Source organism: Nonomuraea sp. NPDC049758 (genome assembly GCF_040674635.1).
Classification (GTDB): domain Bacteria; phylum Actinomycetota; class Actinomycetes; order Streptosporangiales; family Streptosporangiaceae; genus Nonomuraea.
Genome location: NZ_JBFAMZ010000007.1, coordinates 315743 through 338453 on the forward strand (window position 1 = coordinate 315743; position 22711 = coordinate 338453).

General features: G+C 72.6%; 21 protein-coding genes. 15 read left to right on the forward strand and 6 right to left on the reverse strand.

Translation table 11 applies throughout. From position 1 onward, the window contains the following. The first annotated feature begins 34 nt into the window (after positions 1 to 34). The 4 genes from AB0J46_RS21005 to AB0J46_RS21020 all read left to right on the forward strand — a co-directional run bounded on the left by AB0J46_RS21005 (position 35) and on the right by AB0J46_RS21020 (position 4873). Positions 35 to 1189: an ROK family protein gene (locus AB0J46_RS21005; protein ID WP_364334185.1), complete on the forward strand. Its 1155-nt coding sequence runs from the start codon at positions 35 to 37 to the stop codon at positions 1187 to 1189. A gap of 209 nt (positions 1190 to 1398) precedes the next feature. Next, positions 1399 to 3063, forward strand: coding sequence for an RICIN domain-containing protein (locus tag AB0J46_RS21010; protein WP_364334188.1), 1665 nt, complete (start codon positions 1399 to 1401; stop codon positions 3061 to 3063). Between the two features lie 147 nt (positions 3064 to 3210). After that, on the forward strand, positions 3211 to 4239 hold the full coding sequence (locus AB0J46_RS21015) for an alcohol dehydrogenase catalytic domain-containing protein (protein WP_364334191.1): 1029 nt from the start codon (positions 3211 to 3213) through the stop codon (positions 4237 to 4239). 10 nt (positions 4240 to 4249) lie between these two features. Next, on the forward strand, positions 4250 to 4873 hold the full coding sequence (locus AB0J46_RS21020) for a cysteine hydrolase (protein ID WP_364334194.1): 624 nt from the start codon (positions 4250 to 4252) through the stop codon (positions 4871 to 4873). On the opposite strand, the gene AB0J46_RS21025 is transcribed toward AB0J46_RS21020, so the two are convergent. Then, the gene (locus AB0J46_RS21025) at positions 4862 to 5341 is read right to left on the reverse strand and encodes a hypothetical protein (RefSeq protein ID WP_364334197.1); all 480 of its coding nucleotides are present in this window, start codon (positions 5339 to 5341) and stop codon (positions 4862 to 4864) included. The two genes, AB0J46_RS21020 and AB0J46_RS21025, sit on opposite strands and share 12 nt — an antisense overlap. A 234-nt stretch (positions 5342 to 5575) precedes the next feature. Between AB0J46_RS21025 and AB0J46_RS21030 the strand changes: the two genes are divergently transcribed. The 10 genes from AB0J46_RS21030 to AB0J46_RS21075 all read left to right on the forward strand — a co-directional run bounded on the left by AB0J46_RS21030 (position 5576) and on the right by AB0J46_RS21075 (position 17359). Further along, positions 5576 to 7783, forward strand: a complete 2208-nt coding sequence (locus AB0J46_RS21030; RefSeq protein WP_364334199.1) for a hypothetical protein — start codon at positions 5576 to 5578, stop codon at positions 7781 to 7783. A gap of 112 nt (positions 7784 to 7895) precedes the next feature. Beyond that, positions 7896 to 9011 carry a GntR family transcriptional regulator gene (locus tag AB0J46_RS21035; protein ID WP_358293382.1) on the forward strand — a complete coding sequence of 372 codons (1116 nt, stop codon included), beginning with the start codon at positions 7896 to 7898 and terminating at the stop codon, positions 9009 to 9011. Positions 9012 to 9067: 56 nt separating this feature from the next. After that, entirely contained in the window at positions 9068 to 10360 is a 1293-nt protein-coding gene (locus AB0J46_RS21040; RefSeq protein ID WP_364334201.1) for an extracellular solute-binding protein, read from the forward strand. Next, a complete protein-coding gene (locus AB0J46_RS21045) occupies positions 10357 to 11289 on the forward strand; it encodes a sugar ABC transporter permease (RefSeq protein WP_358293385.1) in 933 nt (310 codons plus the stop codon). The genes AB0J46_RS21040 and AB0J46_RS21045 overlap by 4 nt, the downstream gene beginning before the upstream one ends. Further along, positions 11282 to 12094, forward strand: coding sequence for a carbohydrate ABC transporter permease (locus tag AB0J46_RS21050; RefSeq protein WP_364334205.1), 813 nt, complete (start codon positions 11282 to 11284; stop codon positions 12092 to 12094). The genes AB0J46_RS21045 and AB0J46_RS21050 overlap by 8 nt, the downstream gene beginning before the upstream one ends. A 33-nt stretch (positions 12095 to 12127) precedes the next feature. Continuing rightward, positions 12128 to 13135, forward strand: coding sequence for a Gfo/Idh/MocA family oxidoreductase (locus AB0J46_RS21055; RefSeq protein ID WP_352328344.1), 1008 nt, complete (start codon positions 12128 to 12130; stop codon positions 13133 to 13135). After that, positions 13132 to 13902, forward strand: a complete 771-nt coding sequence (locus AB0J46_RS21060; protein WP_364334208.1) for a sugar phosphate isomerase/epimerase family protein — start codon at positions 13132 to 13134, stop codon at positions 13900 to 13902. The genes AB0J46_RS21055 and AB0J46_RS21060 overlap by 4 nt, the downstream gene beginning before the upstream one ends. Beyond that, the gene (locus AB0J46_RS21065; RefSeq protein WP_364334211.1) at positions 13899 to 15338 is read left to right on the forward strand and encodes a beta-N-acetylhexosaminidase; all 1440 of its coding nucleotides are present in this window, start codon (positions 13899 to 13901) and stop codon (positions 15336 to 15338) included. The genes AB0J46_RS21060 and AB0J46_RS21065 overlap by 4 nt, the downstream gene beginning before the upstream one ends. Further along, the gene (locus AB0J46_RS21070; RefSeq protein ID WP_364334214.1) at positions 15325 to 16350 is read left to right on the forward strand and encodes an NAD-dependent epimerase/dehydratase family protein; all 1026 of its coding nucleotides are present in this window, start codon (positions 15325 to 15327) and stop codon (positions 16348 to 16350) included. The genes AB0J46_RS21065 and AB0J46_RS21070 overlap by 14 nt, the downstream gene beginning before the upstream one ends. Before the next feature lies 1 nt (position 16351). After that, entirely contained in the window at positions 16352 to 17359 is a 1008-nt protein-coding gene (locus tag AB0J46_RS21075; protein WP_364334217.1) for a dihydrodipicolinate synthase family protein, read from the forward strand. Between the two features lie 115 nt (positions 17360 to 17474). On the opposite strand, the gene AB0J46_RS21080 is transcribed toward AB0J46_RS21075, so the two are convergent. From AB0J46_RS21080 to AB0J46_RS21090, 3 genes are all read right to left on the reverse strand, one after another. Continuing rightward, positions 17475 to 17981 carry a hypothetical protein gene (locus tag AB0J46_RS21080; RefSeq protein ID WP_364334220.1) on the reverse strand — a complete coding sequence of 169 codons (507 nt, stop codon included), beginning with the start codon at positions 17979 to 17981 and terminating at the stop codon, positions 17475 to 17477. Positions 17982 to 18116: 135 nt separating this feature from the next. Next, positions 18117 to 18275, reverse strand: a complete 159-nt coding sequence (locus AB0J46_RS21085) for a hypothetical protein (RefSeq protein ID WP_364334223.1) — start codon at positions 18273 to 18275, stop codon at positions 18117 to 18119. 497 nt (positions 18276 to 18772) lie between these two features. Next, positions 18773 to 19879, reverse strand: a complete 1107-nt coding sequence (locus tag AB0J46_RS21090; protein ID WP_364334226.1) for a dipeptide epimerase — start codon at positions 19877 to 19879, stop codon at positions 18773 to 18775. A 107-nt stretch (positions 19880 to 19986) separates the two neighbouring features. On the opposite strand from AB0J46_RS21090, the gene AB0J46_RS21095 reads away from it, so the two are divergent. Next, complete coding sequence (locus AB0J46_RS21095; RefSeq protein ID WP_364334229.1) at positions 19987 to 20490, forward strand: CAP family protein; 504 nt, start codon at positions 19987 to 19989, stop codon at positions 20488 to 20490. Between the two features lie 19 nt (positions 20491 to 20509). On the opposite strand, the gene ppk2 is transcribed toward AB0J46_RS21095, so the two are convergent. Beyond that, positions 20510 to 21469 (reverse strand): polyphosphate kinase 2, encoded by a 960-nt coding sequence (gene ppk2, locus AB0J46_RS21100; RefSeq protein WP_364334232.1) that lies wholly within the window; start codon positions 21467 to 21469, stop codon positions 20510 to 20512. Between the two features lie 103 nt (positions 21470 to 21572). Beyond that, positions 21573 to 22649 (reverse strand): phosphate ABC transporter substrate-binding protein PstS, encoded by a 1077-nt coding sequence (gene pstS, locus AB0J46_RS21105; protein ID WP_364334235.1) that lies wholly within the window; start codon positions 22647 to 22649, stop codon positions 21573 to 21575. Positions 22650 to 22711: the final 62 nt, after the last annotated feature.

Genomic DNA, 22711 nt, shown 5'->3' on the forward strand with positions numbered 1-22711 from the left:
CTGCTTACAGAGGAGACCTACGTTAAGGACGGCGATGGCGGAGCTACGCGGCGGCGACCTGTCACGGCTGCGACAGCTCAACTCGCTGACCGCCATCCGGGCCTTGCGCCGGGCCGGCCCGCTCACCCTGTCGGCGCTGGCCGAGCGCACGGGGTTGTCGCGGCCGTCCATGAAGGAGGTCGCCGGCGAGCTGATGGACCTGGGCTGGGTGGAGGAGGTGCCGCCGAGCCCGGGCTCGATGGGCCGGCCGGCCCGCCGCTACCGCTTCCGCGCCGACAGCGGCTACCTGGTCGGCGTCGACGTGGGCGGCCACAACATCCGCGCCGCCCTGTCCGACCTCGACGGCGAGATCCTGGCCGAGACCCGCCAGCCGGTGCTCCCGGACGCGCCGCTGGAGGAGCGCCTGGCCGCGATCGAGCGGGCCGTCTCCGGCTGCCTGTCGCTCGGCCGCGTCGCGGTGTCCGACCTGTGGACGATCGCCGTCGGCACCATCGGCATCATCGACATCGAGGGGCGGGTCATCTACTCGGCCGCCGTCCCGTCCTGGCGCGACCTCGACCTGGCGGGCCGGATGCGGGAGATGTTCCCCTGCCAGGTGCTGATCGAGAACGACAGCCGCCTGGCCGCCATGGCCGAGACCCGGCGCGGCGTCGCCCAGGGCGCCAAGGACGTGGTGTTCCTGCACGTCGGCAGGCGCATGGGCGCCGGGCTGATCATCGGCGGCCGGGTCCACCGGGGGTTCGGGGCGGCGGCCGGGGAGATCTCCATGCTGCCCGAGGCCCGCTGGTTCGACGCGCCCGAGCACCTCGACTCGTGCGCGGCCGTCCCCGAGGGCACGCCGCCGGAGGACGCGGCGGGCTACACGCTGGCCGCCGCCAGGAACGGCGACCCCGTGGCGCTGGAGGCGGTCGGGCGCTTTCTCGACGACCTGGCCGTGGGCGCGGCCGCCATGGTGCTCGTCCTCGATCCGCAGGTCGTGGTGCTGGGCGGCGGGTTCTCCAGGTCGGCGGACGTGCTGCTCGGGCCGCTGCGCGAACGGCTGGAGCGGCGGTGCATGCGCATGCCGGAGGTGCGGGCGTCCACGCTGGGCGACGAGTGCGTGGTGGCGGGCGCGATCGACTACGCCGTCGACCACCTCGACGAGCAGCTCTTCACCCCCGAGAGCGGCCCGCTGCCCCTCACCCGCTGACCGCTGTTTGCAGATTTCCTGCAATCGGTTGTTGCAGAAATAGCCACGCCACCAGGCACAACGCTCGAAGCGTTTGCAGTTTTACCTGGACGTATTGACCTTTCCTCAACACGAAGCCACTGTTACTGCAACCGGTTGGCAAGGCTCGCGCGGCACCCCCCTTCCACTCCTCCATCGAAACGGAGCTGGACGTGCGTAAGAACCAACCCTTGGCGACGAGACTGGCGGTCGTGCTGACCACCGGCCTGCTCACCGCCGGCGGCCTGGTCGCCGTGCTGAACACCCCCGCCTCGGCGGCCCCGGCCGGCGGGAACTACACGCTGGTCAACGGCGGCAGCGGCCTGTGCGCCACCGTGCCGGGGCAGAGCACCGGCGACGGCGTGCAACTCGCGCAGAACGCCTGCGCCGAGGCCGCCGGGCAGGTCTTCACCCTCACCGCCGCCGGGAGCGGCTTCCAGGTCAAGGCGGCGCACAGCGGAAAGTGCGCCGGCGTCCGCGACGCCTCCACCAGCGCGGGCAAGCCCGTACAGCAGGAGACCTGTACGGGCGCCGCCTCCCAGACCTGGCAGCTCACCGCCGCCGGCGAGGCGTACCGGATCGTCAACGCCAACGGCGGCAAGTGCCTCAACGTCCTGGACAACTCCACCGCGCCGGGCGCGCTCCTGCAGCAGAACTCCTGCGACTCGGCCGCCACCAAGCAGTGGACCCTGAAGCCGGCCGGCGGCGGACCGACCACCAGCCCCACCCCGACGCCCACGGTCACACCGACCGTCCCGCCGCCCACCGGCGCGCTGTACGTCTCCCCGACCGGCAGGGACGGCGCGACCGGCACCCAGTCCGACCCGACGACGCTCACCTCCGCCATCACCCGTGTCGCCGCGGGCGGCACGATCTACCTGCGCGGCGGCACGTACGCCTTCAGCCAGACGGTCACCATCGCCCCCGGCAACGACGGCACCGCCGCGGCCCGCAAGAAGTTGTCGGCCTACCCCGGCGAGACGCCGGTGCTGAACTTCGCGGCCCAGAGCGAGGACCCGGCCAACCGCGGGCTCGCCGTCAACGGCTCGTACTGGCACCTGTACGGCATCACCGTCGAGCGCGCCGGCGACAACGGCATCTTCGTCGGCGGCAGCGGCAACATCATCGAACGGTCGGTGACCCGGTACAACCGCGACACCGGGCTGCAGCTCTCCCGGATCGCCTCCGACACGCCGCAGAGCCGGTGGCCGTCCGGCAACCTCGTCCTGAGCACGGTCTCGCACGACAACGCCGACTCCGACGGCGAGGACGCCGACGGCTTCGCCGCCAAGCTGACCGTCGGCCCCGGCAACGTCTTCCGGTACGCGGTGTCCCGCAACAACATCGACGACGGCTGGGACCTGTACACCAAGACCGAGACCGGCCCGATCGGCCCGGTCACCGTCGAGGACTCCCTGGCCTACGGCAACGGCACGCTCAGCGACGGCAGCCAGGCCGGCAACGGCGACCGCAACGGCTACAAGCTGGGCGGCGAGGACATCAAGGTCGACCACGTCGTGCGGCGCAACATCGCCTACCGCAACGGCAAGCACGGCTTCACCTACAACCGCAACCTCGGCACGATGTCGATCACCGGGAACGTCGCCGTCGACAACACCGAGCGCAACTTCTCCTTCGACGGCGGCACCTCGGTGTTCCGCGACAACACCTCCTGCCGCTCCGGCAGCGGCGCCAACGACAAGATCGTCGGTTCGGCCGACGCGTCCAACCAGTTCTGGTCCGGCTCGAACGGCTCCCGCTGCTCGGCCTACGGCGGCGCCCTGAACTGGTCCTTCGCCGCGGACGGCCGTCTGGTGGTGACCTTCGGCGGCGTCCCGGTCGTGCCGGCGGGCTGACCGGCGGCCCCTGAGGTCCGGGACCCGCGTCAGGGTCCCGGGCCTTCGCCGTGCCGGTGGGGTAAACGAGGCGGAAGTGGAAAAGGTGGCCTTGTGAGGGCCTCCCGGTGAGGCCGCTGCGTCCCGTACGAAGAAAGAGCAGACGCCATGCCGTCTTCTGCCCTGCACCGTTCCATCCAGGTCGCCGAGCCCGGCGGCGCCCTGGCCCAGGCCCCGACGCGGACCCGCGAACCGGGCCCCGGCCAGGTGCGGATCACCGTCGAGGCGTGCGGGGTGTGCCACTCCGACGCGCTGATCATCGGCGGCGCGCTCCCGGGCACCGCCTTCCCCGTCACGCCGGGGCACGAGATCGCCGGACGCGTCGACGCGCTCGGCGACGGCGTCGCGGGCTGGTCCGTGGGCGACCGGGTGGCGGTCGGCTGGTACGGCGGGAGCTGCGGCCACTGCGACGCCTGTCGGGAGGGCGACGGCGTGCTCTGCCCCGAGCTCCAGGTGCCGGGCGCCGCCTACCCGGGCGGGTTCGCCGACTCGGTCGTGGCGCCGGCCGTCGCCCTGGCCGCGATCCCCGACGAGCTGACCGCGGTGCAGGCGGCGCCCCTGGCCTGCGCGGGCGTGACCGTGTTCAACGCGCTGCGGCGCAGCTCGGCGCGGCCGGGCGACACCGTCGCGATCCTCGGGCTGGGCGGCCTCGGCCACCTGGGCGTGCAGTTCGCCGCGCGGATGGGCTTCGACACGGTCGCCATCGCGCGCGGGAGCGACAAGGAGCCGCTGGCCCGCGAGCTCGGCGCCGCCCACTACATCGACGGCACCGCCGAGCAGGCCGCCGACGCGCTGCTGGCGCTGGGCGGCGCCAAGGTGGTGCTGGCGACGGTGACCAGCTCGGCGGCGATGTCCGGCACGATCGACGGGCTGGGCCGGCGCGGCGAGCTCATCACCGTCGGCATCGACACCGACCCGCTGGCCGTCACCCCGCTGCAGCTCGTCGGCGGCGCCCGCCGGGTCTACGGGCACGCCTCCGGCATCGCCGTGGACACCCAGGACACCATGAGGTTCGCCGCGCGGAGCGGCGTGCGGGCCTGGACGGAGGAAGTGCCGCTGGAGGAGGCCGCGACGGCGTACCAGCGGATGATGTCCGGGCAGGCCCGCTTCCGCATGGTCCTGACCACCGGCAACTGAGGGGGCGGCCATGACCGAGTCCTACGACCCGCGCCGTACGGCGGTGCTGCTGGTCGATCCGTACAACGACTTCATCTCCGAGGGCGGCAAGGTGTGGCCGCGGCTCGGACCGGTGGCGCAGGCGATCGGCCTGCTGGACAACCTGCGGGCGGTGATCGCCGCGGCGCGCGCGGCCGGCGTGCGGGTGGTGTTCGTCCCGCACCGCCGCTGGCAGCCGGGCGACTACGAGAGCTGGGCCCATCCGAACCCGACGCAGCACGGCATCCAGGAGCGGCACACCTTCGCCCGCGGCTCGTGGGGCGGGGAGTTCCATCCCGACCTCCAGCCGGAGGAGGACGACGTCGTCGCCGCCGAGCACTGGGCGCAGAGCGGGTTCGCCAACACCGACCTGGACCTCCAGCTGCGGCAGCGCGGCGTCACGCACGTGGTGGCCGTGGGCGTGCTGGCCAACACGTGCGTCGAGGCCACCGGGCGGTTCGCCATGGAGCTGGGCTACCACGTGACGCTGGTGCGCGACGCGACCGCCGCGTACCTGCCGGAGATGTTGCACGCCGCGCACGAGCTCAACGGCCCCACCTTCGCCCACGCCATCCTGACCACGGAGAAACTCCTCGCGGCCTTCTCACGGGGCTGACCGGGCCGAGCCGGGGCTCGGGCGGGCGGGGCGGGTGGCCGTCCAGTAGGACCGGGCCATCCCGGCGGCCAGGCCGGCCACGACGAGCCCGATGATCCCGTGGTACCAGCGCCAGCCGACGCCGAGGCCGACGAACCCGTCGAGGATCATGATGCCCGCGCCTCCGCCGAGCGCCGCCAGCATCACCGCCAGCACGGCGAGCATCGCGGCCCGCGGCAGCCGGCGGCCCGCGGCGGTGACGGTGGCCACGGCGACACAGGCCCCCAGCACCCCGGAGGCCGCCGCGAACCCCTGCGCGAGTGACGGATCCAGGAAGTAGCGCGCGGCCTCGGCCGCAGGCACGGGCGGACCGCCGGGGAACCCGAGCCTGCCCTGGACGGCGAAGACGGCCTTGCCCGCCGCGTACCCGAGCATCAGCGCCGCCAGCCCGTAAGCCGGCCAGCGCCGCGGGCGATGAGAGTCGACCATGCCCGCAACGCTAGGGACCGCCCGGCGACCGCCCCTCCCCACTGCGCGCGAATCTCCTCCCCCGTCAGAGGGATCCCACCTGCCCGCTGCGTCGGCGAGGGGCCCGCGATTCGGTGGCCGGAATTCATGCCATTCTTCTTCCGGAAATTCAGGGCTATGGTTTCGCCATCTCATGGATTCAATGTCCGGACATATCCCTTTCCGGCGTTAATTCATTCCTATGGAGGTGGCTTCATGCCCTCACGGCTTTGGAGAATCGCGGGCGCGCTCGCGCTCGCCGTCCCGTTCACCGTGGCCACACCGGCCGTGGCGAGCGCGGCGGACCCGCCGTCGGTGGTGATCGACTCCGCCGAGCCCGCCCCCGGCCTGATCCGGCTGACCGGCCGCTTCACCACCGCCTACGACGTGTCCGTCGTGGTGGACGGCGAGCGCGTGGAACGGGCCGAGGTCACCGACCCCGACGCCGACGACAGCGGAACCTGGTCCTACGACCTCGACACCGGCGCCCTGGACGGCGAGATCGAGGTCTACGCCAAGGCCACGGCCGCCGACACCCGCTACGGCGCCTGGTCGCCGCCGCTGACCCTGCGCGTGGACAATCCGCGGGCCAGGGCCCCGCGCGTGGCGATCGCCGAGCCCGCCGACGGGGCCCGGCTCACCCGTCCCACGCCGGTCCGGGTGGACGTGGCCGGCGCGGACGTGCGCTCGGTCCGGGTCCGCGTCAACGGCGGCCCCTGGCAGCCCGCCGCCAGCGCGCGGGGGCGCTACGTCACGCTGCTGAACCCGGCCAGGTACGGCGACGTGATGGCGAGCCTGGAGGCCGAGGCGGTGGACGCGCGCGGCCACGTGTCCAGGTCGTCCACCACGTACGTGGCGCTCGGCGCGGCGCGCGGGCGGGCCCCGGTGCCGCACCGGCAGGACCGGGCGATGTGGATCTGGGAGAAGGCGTCCTACAACCTGGTGCTCAACCCGGGGTCGCGCCGCCTGCTGGAGACCGTCCTGCCCGCCGGATCGACGCTCTACCTGGGCGTGGACACCTACGCCGGGCGCGACATGATCGAGGACGCGCGTCCCGGGCTGCGTGACCTGGTGGCCTGGGCGCACGGCCGGGGCATGAAGGTGCACGCCACCGTCGCCGGCGGGACGCGGCCGCCGTACCTGGGCGCGCTGTCCCGCTACCGCGAGCGGGCCGTCGGGGAGATGGAACGGGTGCTCGACTACAACCTGTCCTCGAAGCCCGCGGAGCGGTTCGACGGGATCAACGTCGACATCGAGCCGTACAGCCTGCCCTGGTTCACCAGCGGCAAGCCCGACGTGCAGCTCCAGTGGCTGGACACGCTGCGCGCGATGATCGCCCGCCGGGACGCCTCCGGGCAGCCGCTGCTGTTCGGCCCGGCCGTGCCGCGCTGGCTGGACACCTCCGCCTGCTGCACCGGCATCACCTACGGCGGGACCACCCGCACCTTGGCCGAGCACGTCCAGGACCTCAGCGACTACATCGCGATCATGGACTACCGCGACCAGGCCGACGGCGGCGCCGGCATCATCGCGCAGGCGGCCGGCGAGCTGGCCTACGCCGAGCGGATCGGCAAACCGCTGTCGGTGGTGGTCGGCGTGGAGACGCTGGACATCGCGACCAGCGGCGACCCGTCCAGCATCACCTTCCGCGAGGAGGGCAGGGACGTGCTGGAGGCCGAGCTGGCCAAGGTCTCCCAGGCGTTCGCGGGCAGCCCGGCCTTCGCCGGGATCGCGCTGCACCACTACGACTCCTACCGGGAGCTGCCCACGGTCTGGGGGCCCTCGGCCAGGTGGCCCGAGCCGCCCGCCGACTCCGGGCCGCCCACGGGCGTGGCCTCGCCGCCGCGGGCCGTGGCGTTCGGCCACGCCACCGTGGACCTGACGTACGGGCGGGCGCGCGACGACACCGAGGTCGCCCACTACGAGGTGCACCGCTCGACCGAGGCGGGCTTCACCCCCGGCCCCGGCACGCTCGCCGGGAAGGCCCGCGGCCTGACCCACACCGACACCGGCCTGCTGCCCGCCACCACCTACCACTACCGGGTCGTTCCGGTGGACGTGGCCGGTCACCGCGGCCCGCCCTCCGCCCCGGTCACCGTGACGACCGGCGCGAGCGACCTGCGGCCCATGGTCGTGCAGTCGGCGGCGGTGACGGTGGAGGGCGGTGCGGCCCGCGTACGGCTGCGCGTGGTGGACATGGAGAGCGGGCAGCCGGTGGCCGCCACGGTGCGCGGGCGGTTCACCTTCTCCGCCGGCCGCTACGTGACGGTGGCCGCGGGCGCCGACGGCTGGGCCACCGCGACGTCGGAGGCGCTGAAGCAGCCGACCGGCGAGGTGGGCTTCGCCGGTCACCGCCTGACCGCCGCTGGCCACTACTGGGCCGCCGCCTACGACCGCGACAAGGACGTCACGGCCCGCTGGTGACCCCCAATGGGACGGAATTCATTCCTGATATGCCGCAAATAATGGAGTGAATTTGGGGTTGACATTACTTCGGAATGACGAGAAGAATCCCGTTATGGAGCCACCTGAAGGAATGAATTCCCTCCCCAGGGGAAGGCGATTCCGCACCCTCGCGGCGCGCCTGCGGCAGGAGATCGTGCAGGGCCGCTGGCCGGTCGGCGGCCGGCTGCCGACCGAGTCCGAGCTGGCGCAGACCTACTCGGTCGGGGTCAACACCGTGCGCCGCGCGGTCGACCTCCTGGTCGAGGAGGGGCTCGTCCGGCGCCGGCAGGGGTCGGGCACCTTCGTGACCAGCTCCGTCACCCCGGGGGCCAGGCCGCGTCTCATCGGCGCGCTCGTCCCGTCGAACACCTACTACTTCCCGCAGGTCGTGCAGGGCATCGAGCGGGCGGCCACCGCCGCCGGCGTGCAGCTCGTGCTGGCCTGCTCCAACTACGACCCCGACGTCGAGGCCGGGCAGATCCAGCAGCTCGTCGACGTCGGCGTGGCCGGTCTGCTGCTGGTGCCCAACCTGCACCTCGCCGCCGACCCCGACGCCCACCTGGCCCGCCTGCGCGGGCTGCCCGTGCCGTACGTCCTGGTGGAACGCCGCCCGGCCGACCCCCGCCCGGCCGACCCGACCTCCTACGTCTGCACCGACGTGCACGGCGGCGGCTACGCGGCGGTGCAGCACCTCAGCGGGCTCGGCCGGAGCCGGATCGGCTACCTCGGCCGCATCGGCACCGCCAGCTCCGAGCAGGTCTTCGCGGGATACCGCCAGGCCGTCGCCGACCTCGGGCTTCCGGAGATCCCGGAGGCCGTGGCCAGGCAGCCCGTCTGGACCGGCCCCGACATGCTCGCCTACGCCAACACGCTGGTCGCCGAGAAGGTGCGCGCGGTGGTGTGCCTCGGCGACCGCGAGGCCACCGCGCTGCTGCCCTACCTGCGCCGGGTCGGCCTGACCGTGCCCGACGACATCGCCGTCGTCGCCTATGACGACGAGGTCGCCGACCTGTCGGAGGTGCCGCTCACCGCGGTCTCGCCGCCCAAGGCCGAGGTCGGCCGGATGGCGACCGAGCTGCTGCTGCGCCGGATCGAGCTCGGCCCCGCCGCCCCCGTCTGCCGGGTCGTGCTCCAGCCCCGCCTGGCCGTCCGCGCCTCCTGCGGAGCCGCCTCCGGCAGCCTGGTCGAGGTCCGCGTCCCGACCTGACGGCGGCGTCCCCCTCACCCCCCTTCCCCCCCTCTTCGTTCCTGTTGGAGGACCCAATGAGAGTGCGCGTGCTCGCCGCTGCCGCGGCGGCCGTCCTCACCGTGGCCGGCACGGCGTCGTGCGGCGGCCCGGCCGACGACTCCGGGGCGGTCACCCTGAAGCTCGGCTTCTACGCCGCCGCCGGCGACCCGGCCGACACGACCATGCGGGAGCTCGTCAAGGAGTTCACGGCCGCCAACCCGTCGATCAAGATGCAGCTGGAGGTCGCGCCGTACGTCAAGTTCTTCGAGCGGCTCAGGACGCAGATCGCCGGCGGCCAGGCGCCCCAGGTGTGGTTGTCGGACGGCGTGCTCGTGCAGGAGTTCGCCGCCCGCGGCGCGCTCGCCGACCTGAGCGACCGGGTCAAGACGGTCAACGCCGCCGACTTCTCCGGCATCGAGCTGAACCGCGACGCCCAGGGCCGGGTCTTCGGCTTCCCCCAGGGCGCCCAGACCCCGGTGCTCTTCTACAACAAGAAGCTGTTCGCCGAGGCCAAGGTGGCCGAGCCGACGGCCGAGTGGACCTACGACGACCTGGCCGCCGCGGCCAAGAAGCTCACCAAGGACGCCAACGGCGACGGCAAGCCCGACACCTACGGCTTCCGCGCGTACTCGCCGGGGTTCACCGAGAGCTGGTGGCCCATCGTCAAGGCGTTCGGCGGCGACGTCGTCGGCGACGGGGGCCGCAAGGTCGTCGTCGACAGCCCGCAGTCCACGGCCGCGCTCGACTGGATGCTGCGCGCCATGGGCAAGGACGGCTTCGCCCCCGACTACGTGACCACCGAGGCCATGGGCAAGGGCGTCGTGCACACGCTGTTCGCGACCGGCCGCGTCGCCATGTCGTACGGCATCTACGCCCGGACGCTGCCCGCGGTGAGCGCGGGGATCGACTTCGGCGTGGCGCCGATGCCGAAGGGCCCGGCCGGACGCGGCAACGTCGCCATCGTCAACTCCTGGGTGGTCGGCAAGGGCGCCTCCCCCGCGCAGGCCGACGCGGCGTGGAAGTGGATCACCTTCTTCTCCGGCGAGGGCCCGCAGCGCAAGTGGGCCGAGCTGGGCGAGGCGATCCCGATCAACAAGAAGGTCGCCGCCACGGCCCTGCCCGCCGACCGCGGCCCGGTCTTCCTCGAGTCGCTGGACGCGGCCACCGACCTCGGCACCAACGCCGTGTGGTCGGAGTACACCGAGGCCCTGGCCAAGCGCATGAACGAGGCCCTGTCGGGCGCCACGCCGGTCGCCACCGCGCTGCAGACCGGGCAGAAGGAGGCCCAGGAGGTCATCGACCGCTTCTACGCCGGGAAGACGCAGTGACGGTGCTCACCAGGCGTTCCGGGCAGGTGGCCGCCGAGCCGCGGCCGCCCGCCCGGCGGCGGCGCACGGGCGAGCGGGCCTGGGCCTTCGCGTTCGCCTCGCCCTACCTCCTGCACCTGGTCGCGCTGGCCGCCTGGCCGCTGCTGGCCTCGCTGTTCTTCAGCATGACCGAGTACGACCTGATGTCGGCGCCGAGGTTCGTCGGGTTCGGCAACTTCACCCGGCTGTTCGGCGACCCGGTCTTCTGGCGCACGCTGGGCAACACCGCCTACTTCGCGGTGCTGTTCGTGCCGGCGCAGACGGCGCTGGCGCTGGCCCTGGCGGTCGCGCTCAACCAGCGGCTGCGCGGCATGGCACTGTTCCGCGCGGCCTACTTCGTGCCGGTCGTCTCCTCGTGGGTGGTCGTCGCGTACGTGGCCGACGCCGTCTTCAACCCGCAGACCGGCATCGCCAACCAGGTGCTCGGCTTCCTCGGGCTGCCGGCCGAGAACTGGTTGCAGGATCCGGCGCTGGTGATCCCCACGCTGGCGGCGGTCGCGGTCTGGAAGGGCGTCGGCTACATGACGGTGCTCTTCCTGGCGGGCCTGCAGGCCATCCCCGAGGAGCGCTACGAGGCCGCCAAGATCGACGGCGCGTCGGCCTGGAACCGGTTCCGCTACATCACCCTGCCGGGCATCTCCGGCACCACGTTCCTGGTGCTGGTGCTCACCTCCATCGAGACGCTGCAGTCGTTCGAGCAGGTCTTCGTGATGACCGACGGCGGGCCGCACGGCGCGAGCGAGCTGACCGTGCTCTACCTCTACCGGCAGGGTTTCCAGTTCTTCCAGATGGGCTACGCCTCGGCCGTGGCGTGGGTGCTGTTCGTGCTGGTGCTCGCGCTGACCCTGGTGCAGTTCCGGCTCCAGCGCAGGTGGGTGCACTATGCGTAAGACCGTCTCGTACGTGCTGGTGCTGGCGGGGGCGGCGGTCATGCTGCTGCCCTTCGCCGCGGCGATGGGCAACTCGCTCAAGAGCTTCGCCCAGTACATCCAGGTGCCGCCCGCGTGGATCCCCGACCCGGTCCAGTGGGACAACTACGCCGAGGTGTGGCGGCGCACGCCGTTCGGGCTCTACCTGGCCAACAGCCTGGTGATCGCGGTGCTCGCGGTGGCCGGGAACGTGCTGACCAGCGCCATGGTCGGGCACGCCCTGGCCAGGATGCGGCTGCCGGGCAAGCAGGCGCTGCTGACGATGGCCCTGGGCACGATGATGTTGCCGGCCGTCATCACGATCGTCCCGAACTTCCTGCTGTTCCGCTCGCTGGGCTGGCTGGACTCGATGTTGCCGCTCATCGTGCCGTACTGGCTGGCCACGCCGATCGGGATCTTCCTGATGCGGCAGACGTTCCTCGGCATCCCCAAGGACTTCGAGGAGGCGGCCGGCCTCGACGGCGCCAACCCCTGGCAGGTGTTCTGGCGCATCCACCTGCCGCTGGCCAAGCCCGCCCTGGCCACGCTCGCGGTCTTCACCTTCACCACGTCGTGGAAGGCCGTGCTGGAGCCCACGATCTACCTCACCTCGCCGGAGAACTACACGCTGCCGGTCGGCGTGCTGAGCCTGAAGGGGCAGTTCGTCGGCAACGACCAGCTGGTGACGGCCGCGGCGATGATGAGCCTGCTGCCGATGCTGGTGGTGTTCGTGCTGGCCCAGCGTTACTTCGTCCGCGGAACCATGTCCGCGGGTCTCAAGGGCTGACCAGAGCCCATTTCCCGATCCGGAAAGGAAATCGTGACCACAACATCCGGGCTGCGCCTGGGCGTCATCGGCGCGGGCACCATCGCGGAGTTCCACGTGGCCGCCGCCCGCCAGAGCGCCGGGCAGGTGAAAGTCGCCGCGGTGTGCGACGTCCGGGCCGAGGCGGCCGAGAAGCTGGCCGCCGAGGCCGGCGCCCGCGTCTTCACCGACCACCGGGCGATGCTCGACGCCGGCGGCCTCGACGCGGTCGTGATCACCGTGCCGCACGCGCTGCACGCCCCGATCACCCTCGACGCCGCCGCGGCCGGGCTGCACGTGCTCGTGGAGAAGCCGATCGCCACCACCCGCGAGGACGCCGTCCGCATGATCGAGGCGTGCCGGGCGGCCGGCGTCGTGTTCGCCGTCGGGCACGTGCTGCGCTTCGTCCCGATGCTGCGCGCGGCGGCCGGGTTCCTCGCCTCGGGCGAGCTCGGCCAGGTCGTGGTGGCCGCCGAGCGGCGCACCGCCGACTACGCCGACCCCACGCGCCCCCGCTGGTTCCTCGACGCCGACATGGCCGGCGGCGGCATCGTGCTCAACGTCGGCACGCACAGCATCGACAAGCTCCAGATGCTGGTCGGCTCGCCGATCGCGGAGGTCACCGCGCACGTCGCCGGGCCGGCCGGCGGGTCGGTGGAGACCGAGGCGGTCGCCCTGGCCCGGCACGCCGACGGCACCCGTTCGACGATCTCGGTCACCGGCACCGGCCTGCCGTTCACCGACGAGGCGGAGATCGTGTGCGGTGAGGGCGCACTGCGCATCAGCCGCGGCGAGGGCGTCTGGTCCTTCCGGGGCGGCGTCGCCACGCAGGTGGCCGCGCCCGGCATCGGCGAGATGGCCACCGCGTTCGCCGCGCAGCTCGCCGACTTCGCGCGGGCCTGCGCCGGCCGCACCGCCCCCGAGGTCACCGCCGAGTACGCCCTGTCGGTCCTCGACGTCGCCCTGGCCGTCTACGAGTCCGCCCGCCGGGGTTCCACCGTCACAGTGAAGGGACAGTCATGAACCCGCTCGCGTTCAGCACGCTCGGCATGCCGGGCGCACCGGCCGAGGAGGTCGTCGCCACCGCGGCCCGGTACGGCTGCGCCGCCGTCGAGCTGCGCTGCGCCGAAGGTGAGATCGTCGCGCCGGACACCCCCGACGCCGAGCTGCGCTCGATCGCCCGGACGTTCGCCGCCGCCGGGATCGGGATCGTCGCCGTGTGCTCCTACACCCGCGTGGCCCGGCCGGACGGCGACCCGGTGGCCGAGGTGCTGCGCCACGTCGAGATCGCCGAAGCGCTCGGCTCGCCGTACGTGCGGGTCTTCGGCGGGGTCGAAGGGCAGGACGACCCGGCCGCCGCCGCGACTCGGAGGCTCGCGGACGTGGCCGGTCGGCTGCCGGACAACGGCGTGGACGTGCTGCTGGAGACGCACGACGTGTTCCTGACGGGCCAGGCGGTGGCCGGCGTGCTGGCCGGGGTCGGCTCGCCGCGCGTCGGCGCGCTGTGGGACGTGGTCAACCCGTGGCGGGCCGGCGAGAGCGCCGCGGCCACCGCGGACGCGCTGGGCCCGTACCTGCGGCACGTGCAGATCAAGGACGCGGCCTCGCCCGCCGACCTCGCGCCGGTGCTGCCGGGCAAGGGCGCGGTGGGCGTGCCGGGCGTGCTGGCCGAGCTGGACCGGATCGGCTACGCGGGCTTCCTGGCGCTGGAGTGGGAACGCGCCTGGTACCCCGACGCGGCGCCCGTCGGCGAGGCCCTGGCCGCCTTCCGAACGGTGCTGGGACGGTGATCCCCCTGGCCGCCTCGGTACACCGGGGCGAGGGAACGTTCCAGCCCGGCGTGCGCGCGCCGGTCCGCGGGCCGCACGCCGCCCTGGCCAGGGAGCTGCTCGGACCGGCCACCGGCGGCGACGCCCCGGGCGAGATCGAGCTGCGCCTGGTGCCGGACCCGTCGCTCGGCGCGGAGGGCTACACCCTCGACGTCACCCCGGAGCGGGCGGTGATCGCCGCGGCGGACGTCGCCGGGCTGCGCTGGGGCGTGCAGACGTTGCGCCAGCTCGACGGCCCCGGCGGCGTGCCCTGCGGGACGGTGCGCGACGTGCCCAGGTACGCCTGGCGCGGCGTGATGATCGACGTGGCCCGCTGGTGGCGTCCGATGTCCTTCCTGCGGTCGTACGTCGACCTGCTGGCGTTGCACAAGTTCAACGTGCTGCACCTGCACCTGACCGACGACCAGGGCTGGCGGTTCGAGGTGCGCGCGCACCCGCGGCTGACCGAGGCCGGGGCCCGCCGCGCCGAGTCGCCGGCCGGGCACGCCCGCGAGGGCCGGTTCGACGGCGTCCCGCACGGCGGCTTCTACACCCAGCGGGAGCTGCGCGACCTGGTGGCCTACGCGGCGGCGCGCGGCGTGAGCGTGGTCCCCGAGATCGAGTTCCCCGGCCACTCGCAGGCCGCCATCGCCGCCTGCCCGTGGCTGGGCCACCCCTCCGGGACGCCCGTCCAGGTGCGGACGTCGTGGGGCATCTCCTCCCACGTGCTCAACGTGGGCGAGCGGGCCGCCGGGTTCGCCCGCGACGTGCTCGACGAGCTGTGCGAGGTGTTCCCGTCCCGGTACGTGCACATCGGCGGGGACGAGGTGCGCGCCGGCGAGTGGGCGGCCGACCCCGAGGCCGCGCGGCGGGTCGCCGAGGCTGGGCTCGACGGGCCGCGGGCCCTGCTCGGCTGGTGGGGCCGGCTGCTGGCCGGGCACCTGCGCGGGCTCGGCCGCCGCGCGGTGGCCTGGGACGACATGCTCGACCACGACCCGCCCGAGGACATGGTGATCATGGCCTGGCGGGGCGTGGACCGGATCGAGGCGGCCCTGCGCGCCGGGCACGACGTGGTCGCCGCGCCGCACACGCACACCTACCTCGACTACGCCGAGTCCGACGCCCCGGGCGAGCCGGTCAGCATCTCCGGGCCGCTCCCCCTGGAGACGGTCTACGGGTACGACGCCGGCGACTCCGTGCTCGGCATGCAGGCCCAGCTGTGGGGTGAGTACCTGCCCACCAGGGAACGCTTCGACCACAACGCCTTCCCGCGCCTGTGCGCCGTGGCCGAGGCCGCCTGGTCGGCGGGCCGCGACCTGGGCGGCTTCACCCGGCGGCTGGCCGATCACCTCCCCCTGCTGGACCGGATGGGCGTGGCCTACCGGCGACCCGAAGGAGCCCCGCGTGTTCACCTCTGAGCAGGAGCTGGAGGACCGGCTGGCCACCCCGTCGGCCGCGCTGGCCGCCGACGTCGCCGCGCTCGACGGCGACCTCATCGTGCTCGGCGCGGGCGGCAAGATGGGGCCGAGCCTGGTCCGGCTGGCCCGGCGGGCCCTGGAGGCGGCGGGCCGCGGCTCGGCCCGCGTGTACGCCGTGTCCCGCTGGTCGGACGGCCGGGCGGCGCGGGCGCTGGCCGACGAGGGCGTCGAGGTGGTCGCCGCCGACCTGATGTCCGGCGGCGACCTGGCCGGGCTGCCCGACGCGGCCAACGTCGTGTTCATGGCGGGCGCCAAGTTCGGCACGTCGGCGGCGCCGTACCAGGCGTGGGCGGTCAACGCGGCACTGCCGGCCGCCGTGGCCCGGCGCTACCGCGACTCGGCGATCGCGGTGTTCTCCACCGGCAACGTGTACCCGCTGGTGGACGTGGCCGGCGGCGGCAGCGCCGAGGAGGACCGTCCGGACCCGGTGGGCGAGTACGCGATGAGCTGCCTGGGACGGGAACGCGTCTTCGAGCACGCCGCCGCGGCCTACGGCACCAGGGTCGCGATCCTGCGCCTGAACTACGCGGTGGACCTGCGCTACGGCGTGCTGGCCGACCTCGCGGCCACCGTGGCGGCGGGCGAGCCGGTGGACCTCACCACCGGGCACGTCAACGTCGTCTGGCAGGGGTACGCGAACGAGGTCGCGCTGCGCTCGTTGCGCCACGCGCGCGCCCCGGAGGCGTTCACCCTGAACCTGACCGGCCCGGAGACCGCCTCGGTGCGGCGCACGGCGGCCCGGCTGGCCGCCGCGATGGGGACGAAGGCGTCCTTCACCGGCGGCGAGAGCGGCACCGCGCTGCTCAGCGACGCCTCGCGCTGCCACGGCCTGTTCGGCTACCCGGACGTGCCGCTGGACACCCTGATCGCCTGGCAGGCCGGCTGGCTGTCACGCGGGCTGCCCCTGTCGGGCAAGCCGACCAAGTTCGCGGTACGCGACGGGAGGTTCTGACATGTCGATCGGCCTGTTGCGGCAGGGGACGGTCATCCCCGCCCACCCGCTGGCGCTGACCGGCGGGCGCGTCCTGGACGAGCGCCGCCAGCGCGCGCTCACCCGCTACTACCTGGCCTCGGGGGCGGGCGGCGCGGCCGTGGCGGTGCACACGACGCAGTTCGAGATCCGCCGGGCGGGGCTGCTGCGGCCGGTGCTGGAGCTCGCCGCCGAGGTCGTGGCGAAGGAGGCGGAGCGGCCGTTCGTCATGGTCGCGGGCGCGTGCGGCGACACCGCCCAGGCCGTGGCGGAGGCCGAGCTCGCCGCCTCGCTGGGCTACCACGCCGTGCTGCTGTCGCCCCAGGTGCCCGGGGCGGGCGAGCCGGAGCTGCTGGCGCGGGCCAGGGCGGTGGGCGAGGTGCTGCCGGTGATCGGCTTCTACCTCCAGGAGGCGGTGGGCGGACGCCGGCTGGGCCCGTCGTTCTGGCGGTCGCTGAGCGAGCAGGAGTCGGTGGTGGCGATCAAGATGGCGCCCTTCGACCGGTATCGCACGCTCGACGTGGTCAGGGCGGTGGCGGCGTCCGGGCGCGGCGACGACATCGCGCTCTACACCGGCAACGACGACAACATCCTGGCCGACCTGCTCTCCCCCGTCGCGGGCCGCCGGATCGTCGGCGGGCTGCTCGGCCAGTGGGCGGTGTGGACGCGGGCGGCGGTGCTCATGTTCGACGAGGTGCGCCGGGCGTGGACGGGGGACGACGAGGTGCTGCGTTCCCTGCTGGCCCGCGCCGGCGACCTCACCGACGCCAACGGCGCGGTGTTCGACGTGGCGGGCGGGTTCCGCGGCTGCATCGCCGGGGTGCACGAGGTGCTGCGCCGCCAGGGCCTGCTGGCCGGGACGTGGTGCCTGGACCCGGACGAGGGCCTGTCCCCGGGTCAGGCCGATGAGATCGCGCGGGTGAGCGCGGCCTATCCCTGGCTGGTGGACGACGACTTCGTCGCCGCCCACCTGGACGACTGGCTGCGCTGAGACCGCAGCCCGGCCCGATCCCGCGGCACTCTCCATGCGAAGGGGGTGAAAGGGCCCCGCTCGTGGACGGCACATGCAGCGGGGCCGCAATTCATCGGGCCGCCACAGAGGTTACTTACGGCGCATTGTAGTATTGGTAATATATGGCCCCATTTTCACTGCAGGAGCCCACACGCCAGCCCCTCAGGAGGCATTTGCTCGCGTCAGCCACCGGATGGTACCAATAGCGGCCACTGTGCTGACTGGTGCCGGCCGAGATCTTTTCCTCATTGAATTGCTGGCTCCAGACGTTGCCGCAGGGGCCGGTGGTGACGGTGAAGCTGCCATCGACATTCAGACATTTGTCGTAGTTCACATTGTGGAGTACGACCATGTGGGTGACCGTGTTGTAGCGGACGTGCCAACGAGCTCTGGTGCCGCCTTGCGCGCAGTTCCCCTCATAGGTCTTGCCGTCGGAGATGGAGTGCATGCACAGCTTGTTCGGGAGGTCGAACACGAAGCTGTAGGGGCCGTACGTCTTCCATTCGCCGCTGGTGGCCGCATGAGCGGCCGGGGTCGCGATCAACGAATTGGCGAGGAGCGCCATGATGATCGCTGCGATCACGGCCTTGAGTTTGAGCATGACACCGTCCCGTGTTTGTCTGACCTTCGGAAGTCGAGCGCCCGCGGATTCGCAGAGATGGTTCGCCGCCGCATATGCCATCACTTTGTCCGCGCAGCAGAGTCCGTGCCGGAAGTCCGGCCCGGGTCGCACACCTCACCCGCCGCTGTGCGGCCAGTAGTCGTTGCCCGTCGGGGCGATCCCGCCCGAGCTGGGCCAGGGTTCCTCCTTGGCGGCTGCGGGGCCGGCGGCCAGGGCGAGTCCGACTGCGGTCAGCAGCCCGATCGCGGCGATTCTGAGCGTCGTCCTGGTCATGCCGTCACCTCTCATCGCTGTTGATGTTCGACCTCCCGACAGCGCACAGCGCGGGGCCGCCGCCTGTCACCGTGTTCCAGCCTGAGCAGGAACAGACGGCTCACAGCCCGGTCGGCCGCCGCCTCGACACTCCCCCGCGTCGCCGTTCGGACAATCGCTTTCGGGCCCGCCGGGGCCTCTGCCCGGCGCTGGTGAACCGATTGCTGCGTCCAACCGGACGGGCTGATCGCCGACTATGCCCGCTCCCGCTTTGGATCCGCTGTGGATCGGCTGTGGAGCCGCTTTAGGCCCGTTCGCTCGCGCGTGACGACACTGACAGCGTCAGCATGGTGACGGGCAAGCCAAGCGTGGGGCCGCCCCAGGGCGTCTGTTCAGATCTTGTGCCAGCGCCTTGCCGCCGGCCGGATGCGCTCGCGTCAACCTGGCCGGGCTCCGTAGTCACCGACCACCGCGCGGGACGGGGCCGGGACGTGTGTCCCGGCCCCGGTTCTCGTTCGTCAGACGGTCCAGTGGGCCGTGGACAGGGCGCGGACGGCGTTCTCGTCCACCTCGACGCCGAGGCCGGGGCCGGTGGGCACCAGGGCCGTCCCGTCCGAGACCTCCACCGTCGGGCCGCCGACGTACGCCGAGTGCACGAACTGGCGGCCGTTGAGGTCGACGGGGGTGTCCACGCCGAACGCCGCGAACAGGTGCAGCGAGGCGGCGAACCCCAGGTCGGTGTCCGTCAGCCCCGAGCCCATGATGCGCAGCCCGGCGTCCTCGGCCAGCTGGCACAACCGGCGCGACAACGTCAGCCCGCCCGATCGCTGCACCTTGGCGATGGCGATGTCGACGGCGTCGAGCTTGACGAACGTGGCCAGGTCGGAGGGGTGGCGCAGGCTCTCGTCGAGCGCGACCGGGAGCGGGCTGTGGTCGCGCAGGCGGCGCAGCCCGGTGACGTCGTTGGCGGGCAGCGGCTGCTCGAACGCCGTGACGTCCAGGTCGGCCAGCCGGCGGGCCATGCGCAGCGCGCCGTCCACGGTGTAGGCCTGGTTGGCGTCCACCCACAGCGGGGCGTCGGGGGCCGCCTCCCTGACGGCGGCGACGACGGACAGGTCCGTCGCCTCGTCGTGCAGGCCCACCTTGACCTTGAACGCGTGGTAGCCCTCCGCCCGCCCCTCCTCGACCGCCTGCCGCACCTCGCCGGGCGTCTGACCGGCCACGATCCAGCCGAGCGTGATCCGGTCGCGGCGGCGCTGACCCCACAGCACGCCGACGGGCACCCCGAGGGCCCGGCCGAGCAGGTCGTGCAGGGCGATGTCGAGCGCGGACTTGGCGATGGGCGACCCGATCGTCAGCCCGCGGTTGATCACCTTCTCGTAGGCCGCGCAGGCGCCGTCCAGGTCCCAGGCGGGGCGGCCGAGGAGGGCGGGGGCCAGGTAGCCGGCGATCGTCGTCGAGATCGACTCCACGGTCTCGTACGTCCAGGCGGGCGTCGGCGTGGCCTCGCCCCAGCCGGTCACCCCGCCGGCCGTCACCTTGACGAGAACCCGCTCGGCGGGCTTCCCCTCGGTGGTGACGTTTCCCCCTGAAATGCTGAACGAACGGATGGACGGCAATTCCACGACGAATATCTCAATACGCTCGACGACCAGCGACTTCATCATTCTCCAATGAGCAGGAATTCATGCTTACCCGAGCATTTAAGCCTCCTGAATCTAGCACGCCGTAATTGATTTCAGAATCAACGACAGGAATTCATTCGGCCCTTCGCCGGGGCCTCCTCCTGGCCGAAGCACTGAACGAGGCCAACGCCTACCGCGCCAAGCACCACGCGCCCCCCATGGAGATGGACGCCAAGCTCGTCGAGTACGCCAAGGAGCGCGCGTCCTCGCGCTCGGAGTACGCGAAGCTGTCGGCCGGCCACGACGGCCTGCGCGACACCACCGGCGAGAACATCTTCTGGGGCATGTCCTCCGGCTCGACGCCGAAGACCGCCGGCGACGCCGTGACCGCCTGGTACAACGAGATCGCCGACTACAACTGGGCGAACCCGCCGGGCGACCCGGCCAAGACCGGCCACTTCAGCCAGCTCGTCTGGAAGGACACCAGGAGGGTCGGCGCGGCCCGCGTCGCCGGCCAGGGCCCCGACGGGTTCGAGACCTACATCGTGTTCGTCTTCGAGAACCCGGGCAACTACGAGGGCGAGTACCCCCAGAACGTCCTGCCCGCCTGACCACCGGCGGTCCTGACGGTCACGGGTCGGTGCCCTGGGAGGCGACGTGGTCCTCGTCGAAGATGTCCCCCGCCGAGATCACGATCCGCGGGTCGGGCACGCCGACGACCTCGTCGTCCTTGTCGTCGTAGTCGAAGAGGCTGAGCACGTGGCGCATGGCCTCCAGCCGGGCGCGTTTCTTGTCGTTGCTCTTGATGACGGTCCAGGGCGCCGACTCGGTGTCGGTGTGCAGGAACATGTCCTCCTTGGCCTGGGTGTAGTCGTCCCATCTGCGGAGGGAGGCCAGGTCCATCGGCGACAACTTCCACTGCCGCACCGGGTCCACCTGGCGGATGATGAACCGGGTGCGCTGCTCGGCCCGCGAGACCGAGAACCAGAGTTTGACCAGGTGCAGCCCCGAGTCCACCAGCAGGTCCTCCAGGCGGGGCACCTGCTCCATGAACTCCAGGTACTCGTGCACGTCGCAGAAGCCCATGACCCGCTCGACGCCCGCCCGGTTGTACCAGGAGCGGTCGAACAGCACGATCTCCCCGTTGGCCGGCAGGTGGGCGATGTAGCGCTGGAAGTACCACTGGCCGCGCTCGCGCTCGCTCGGCTTCTCCAGCGCGACCACCGTGGCGCCGCGCGGGTTGAGGTGCTCCATGAAGCGCTTGATCGTGCCGCCCTTGCCGGCCGCGTCGCGCCCCTCGAACAGCACCACCAGCCGGCGGCCGGTGGCCTTGATCCAGTACTGCAGCTTGAGCAGCTCGATCTGCAGCAGCCGCTTGTCCCGCTCGTAGGTCTCCCTGGACAGGCGCTCGTCGTAGGGGTAGTGCTGCCGCCAGGTGTCCACCGGCTGTCCGTCGGCGCGCATCAGCACCGGATCGTCGTCGTCGCCGTCGTCCACCCACAGCCCGGGAGTGGTGTCGAGCAGTTCGCTGTGCTCCGCGGCCGCCAGGGGGGCGAGGACCACGGGCTGCTCGTCGCCTGGACCGGTCATGCGGCCCGCGACCGGATGTTCGCGTTCATGGCGTCCTCTCTTCACCGGATGCGGCCGGCTAATCGTGCCGGCCGGCACTGTTCCGGGAAATCCCGCGTGCCGTTCAGCTCGTTGCTCCCAGGCGGCCGCGTACCTGGGCGAGCAGGTCGTGCGGCAGGGGGGCGTAGCCGTACAGGGCCAGGTAGGACTGGCCGGCGTCGCCGGCGGCGTAGCCGAGGAAGGCGCGCGCCAGCGGGTCCGCCCGGCCCGCGCAGATGATCTCGTACGTGACCTGCACGATCGGGTAGGCGCCGGGGACCGGCCGCCTGTGGTCGAACGTCAGCAGCAGCCCGCGCTCGCCGCTCTCGACCGTGGCGCCCTGCAGGGCCTTGCTGGCGCTCTCCGGCGACAGCGCGGCGAACTCCCCGGCGGCGTTGCGCACGTCCGCGGTGCTCAGGCGGGCGCTGCCGGCGAAGCCGTACTCGACGTAGCCGATGGAGTCCCTGGTGTGCTGGAGCACCTGGGTCATGCCGCTGGAGCTGGTGACGCCCTGGCCGGCGCCGGTCCACGTCCTGGACGGCTGGTGCGGCCAGCCGCCGGTCGCCCGCAGGAACTCGGTGAGGTTCTGGGTGGTGCCGGACTGGCCGGAGCGGTGGAAGACGTGGATGCGGGTGCGTGGAAGGGGCTGGCCGGGGTTGTCGGCGGCGATCTCGCGGGCGTTCCACCTGGTGAGGCGCCCGGTGAAGATGCCGGTCAGGGTCGCCGGGGACAGCCGCAGGCCGGGCACGGAGGCGAGGTTGTAGGCCACCGCGACCGGAGCGACCACCATCGGCAGGTGCTCGGCCCGGCCGCCGCAGTGCCGGTCGGCCCGCGCCTGCTCCTCCGGGGTCATCGGCACGTCCGAGCCGGCGAACGCGCTGCGTCCCGCGATGAAGTCCTCGATGCCGCGGTCTGAGCCGTTGGCCTCGTAGACGACCCGCAGTTCGGGGTGGACGCGCTGGAACTCGCCGCTCCAGGCGTCCATCGCCCCCTTCTGCGCGGTCGAGCCCGAGCCGTGCAGCCACGCGACCACCGGCTCGGGAGCGGCGCCGTCCTCGCTGCTCATGCTCAGGAACACGGCCCCGGCCGCGGCGGCGGCCCCTCCGGCCAGTACGAGCACGGTGACCAGGACCGACTTGGCCGTCCATGTCAGCCTTGCCATTGCACAAGGCTATGAACCGGACGCGTCCGGACCCGTCATCCCTTGGTCAAGCCCTCGGACAT

Excerpts from the sequence above, each read along its gene's own strand:
- AB0J46_RS21005 (WP_364334185.1), top strand. The coding sequence starts at position 35 with ATGGCGGAGCTACGCGGCGGCGACCTGTCACGGCTGCGACAGCTCAAC.
- AB0J46_RS21015 (WP_364334191.1), top strand. The coding sequence starts at position 3,211 with ATGCCGTCTTCTGCCCTGCACCGTTCCATCCAGGTCGCCGAGCCCGGC.
- AB0J46_RS21020 (WP_364334194.1), top strand. The coding sequence starts at position 4,250 with ATGACCGAGTCCTACGACCCGCGCCGTACGGCGGTGCTGCTGGTCGAT.
- AB0J46_RS21025 (WP_364334197.1), bottom strand. The coding sequence starts at position 5,341 with ATGGTCGACTCTCATCGCCCGCGGCGCTGGCCGGCTTACGGGCTGGCG.
- AB0J46_RS21030 (WP_364334199.1), top strand. The coding sequence starts at position 5,576 with ATGCCCTCACGGCTTTGGAGAATCGCGGGCGCGCTCGCGCTCGCCGTC.
- AB0J46_RS21035 (WP_358293382.1), top strand. The coding sequence starts at position 7,896 with ATGAATTCCCTCCCCAGGGGAAGGCGATTCCGCACCCTCGCGGCGCGC.
- AB0J46_RS21040 (WP_364334201.1), top strand. The coding sequence starts at position 9,068 with ATGAGAGTGCGCGTGCTCGCCGCTGCCGCGGCGGCCGTCCTCACCGTG.
- AB0J46_RS21050 (WP_364334205.1), top strand. The coding sequence starts at position 11,282 with ATGCGTAAGACCGTCTCGTACGTGCTGGTGCTGGCGGGGGCGGCGGTC.
- AB0J46_RS21060 (WP_364334208.1), top strand. The coding sequence starts at position 13,132 with ATGAACCCGCTCGCGTTCAGCACGCTCGGCATGCCGGGCGCACCGGCC.
- AB0J46_RS21075 (WP_364334217.1), top strand. The coding sequence starts at position 16,352 with ATGTCGATCGGCCTGTTGCGGCAGGGGACGGTCATCCCCGCCCACCCG.
- AB0J46_RS21080 (WP_364334220.1), bottom strand. The coding sequence starts at position 17,981 with ATGCTCAAACTCAAGGCCGTGATCGCAGCGATCATCATGGCGCTCCTC.
- AB0J46_RS21085 (WP_364334223.1), bottom strand. The coding sequence starts at position 18,275 with ATGACCAGGACGACGCTCAGAATCGCCGCGATCGGGCTGCTGACCGCA.
- ppk2 (WP_364334232.1), bottom strand. The coding sequence starts at position 21,469 with ATGACCGGTCCAGGCGACGAGCAGCCCGTGGTCCTCGCCCCCCTGGCG.
- pstS (WP_364334235.1), bottom strand. The coding sequence starts at position 22,649 with ATGGCAAGGCTGACATGGACGGCCAAGTCGGTCCTGGTCACCGTGCTC.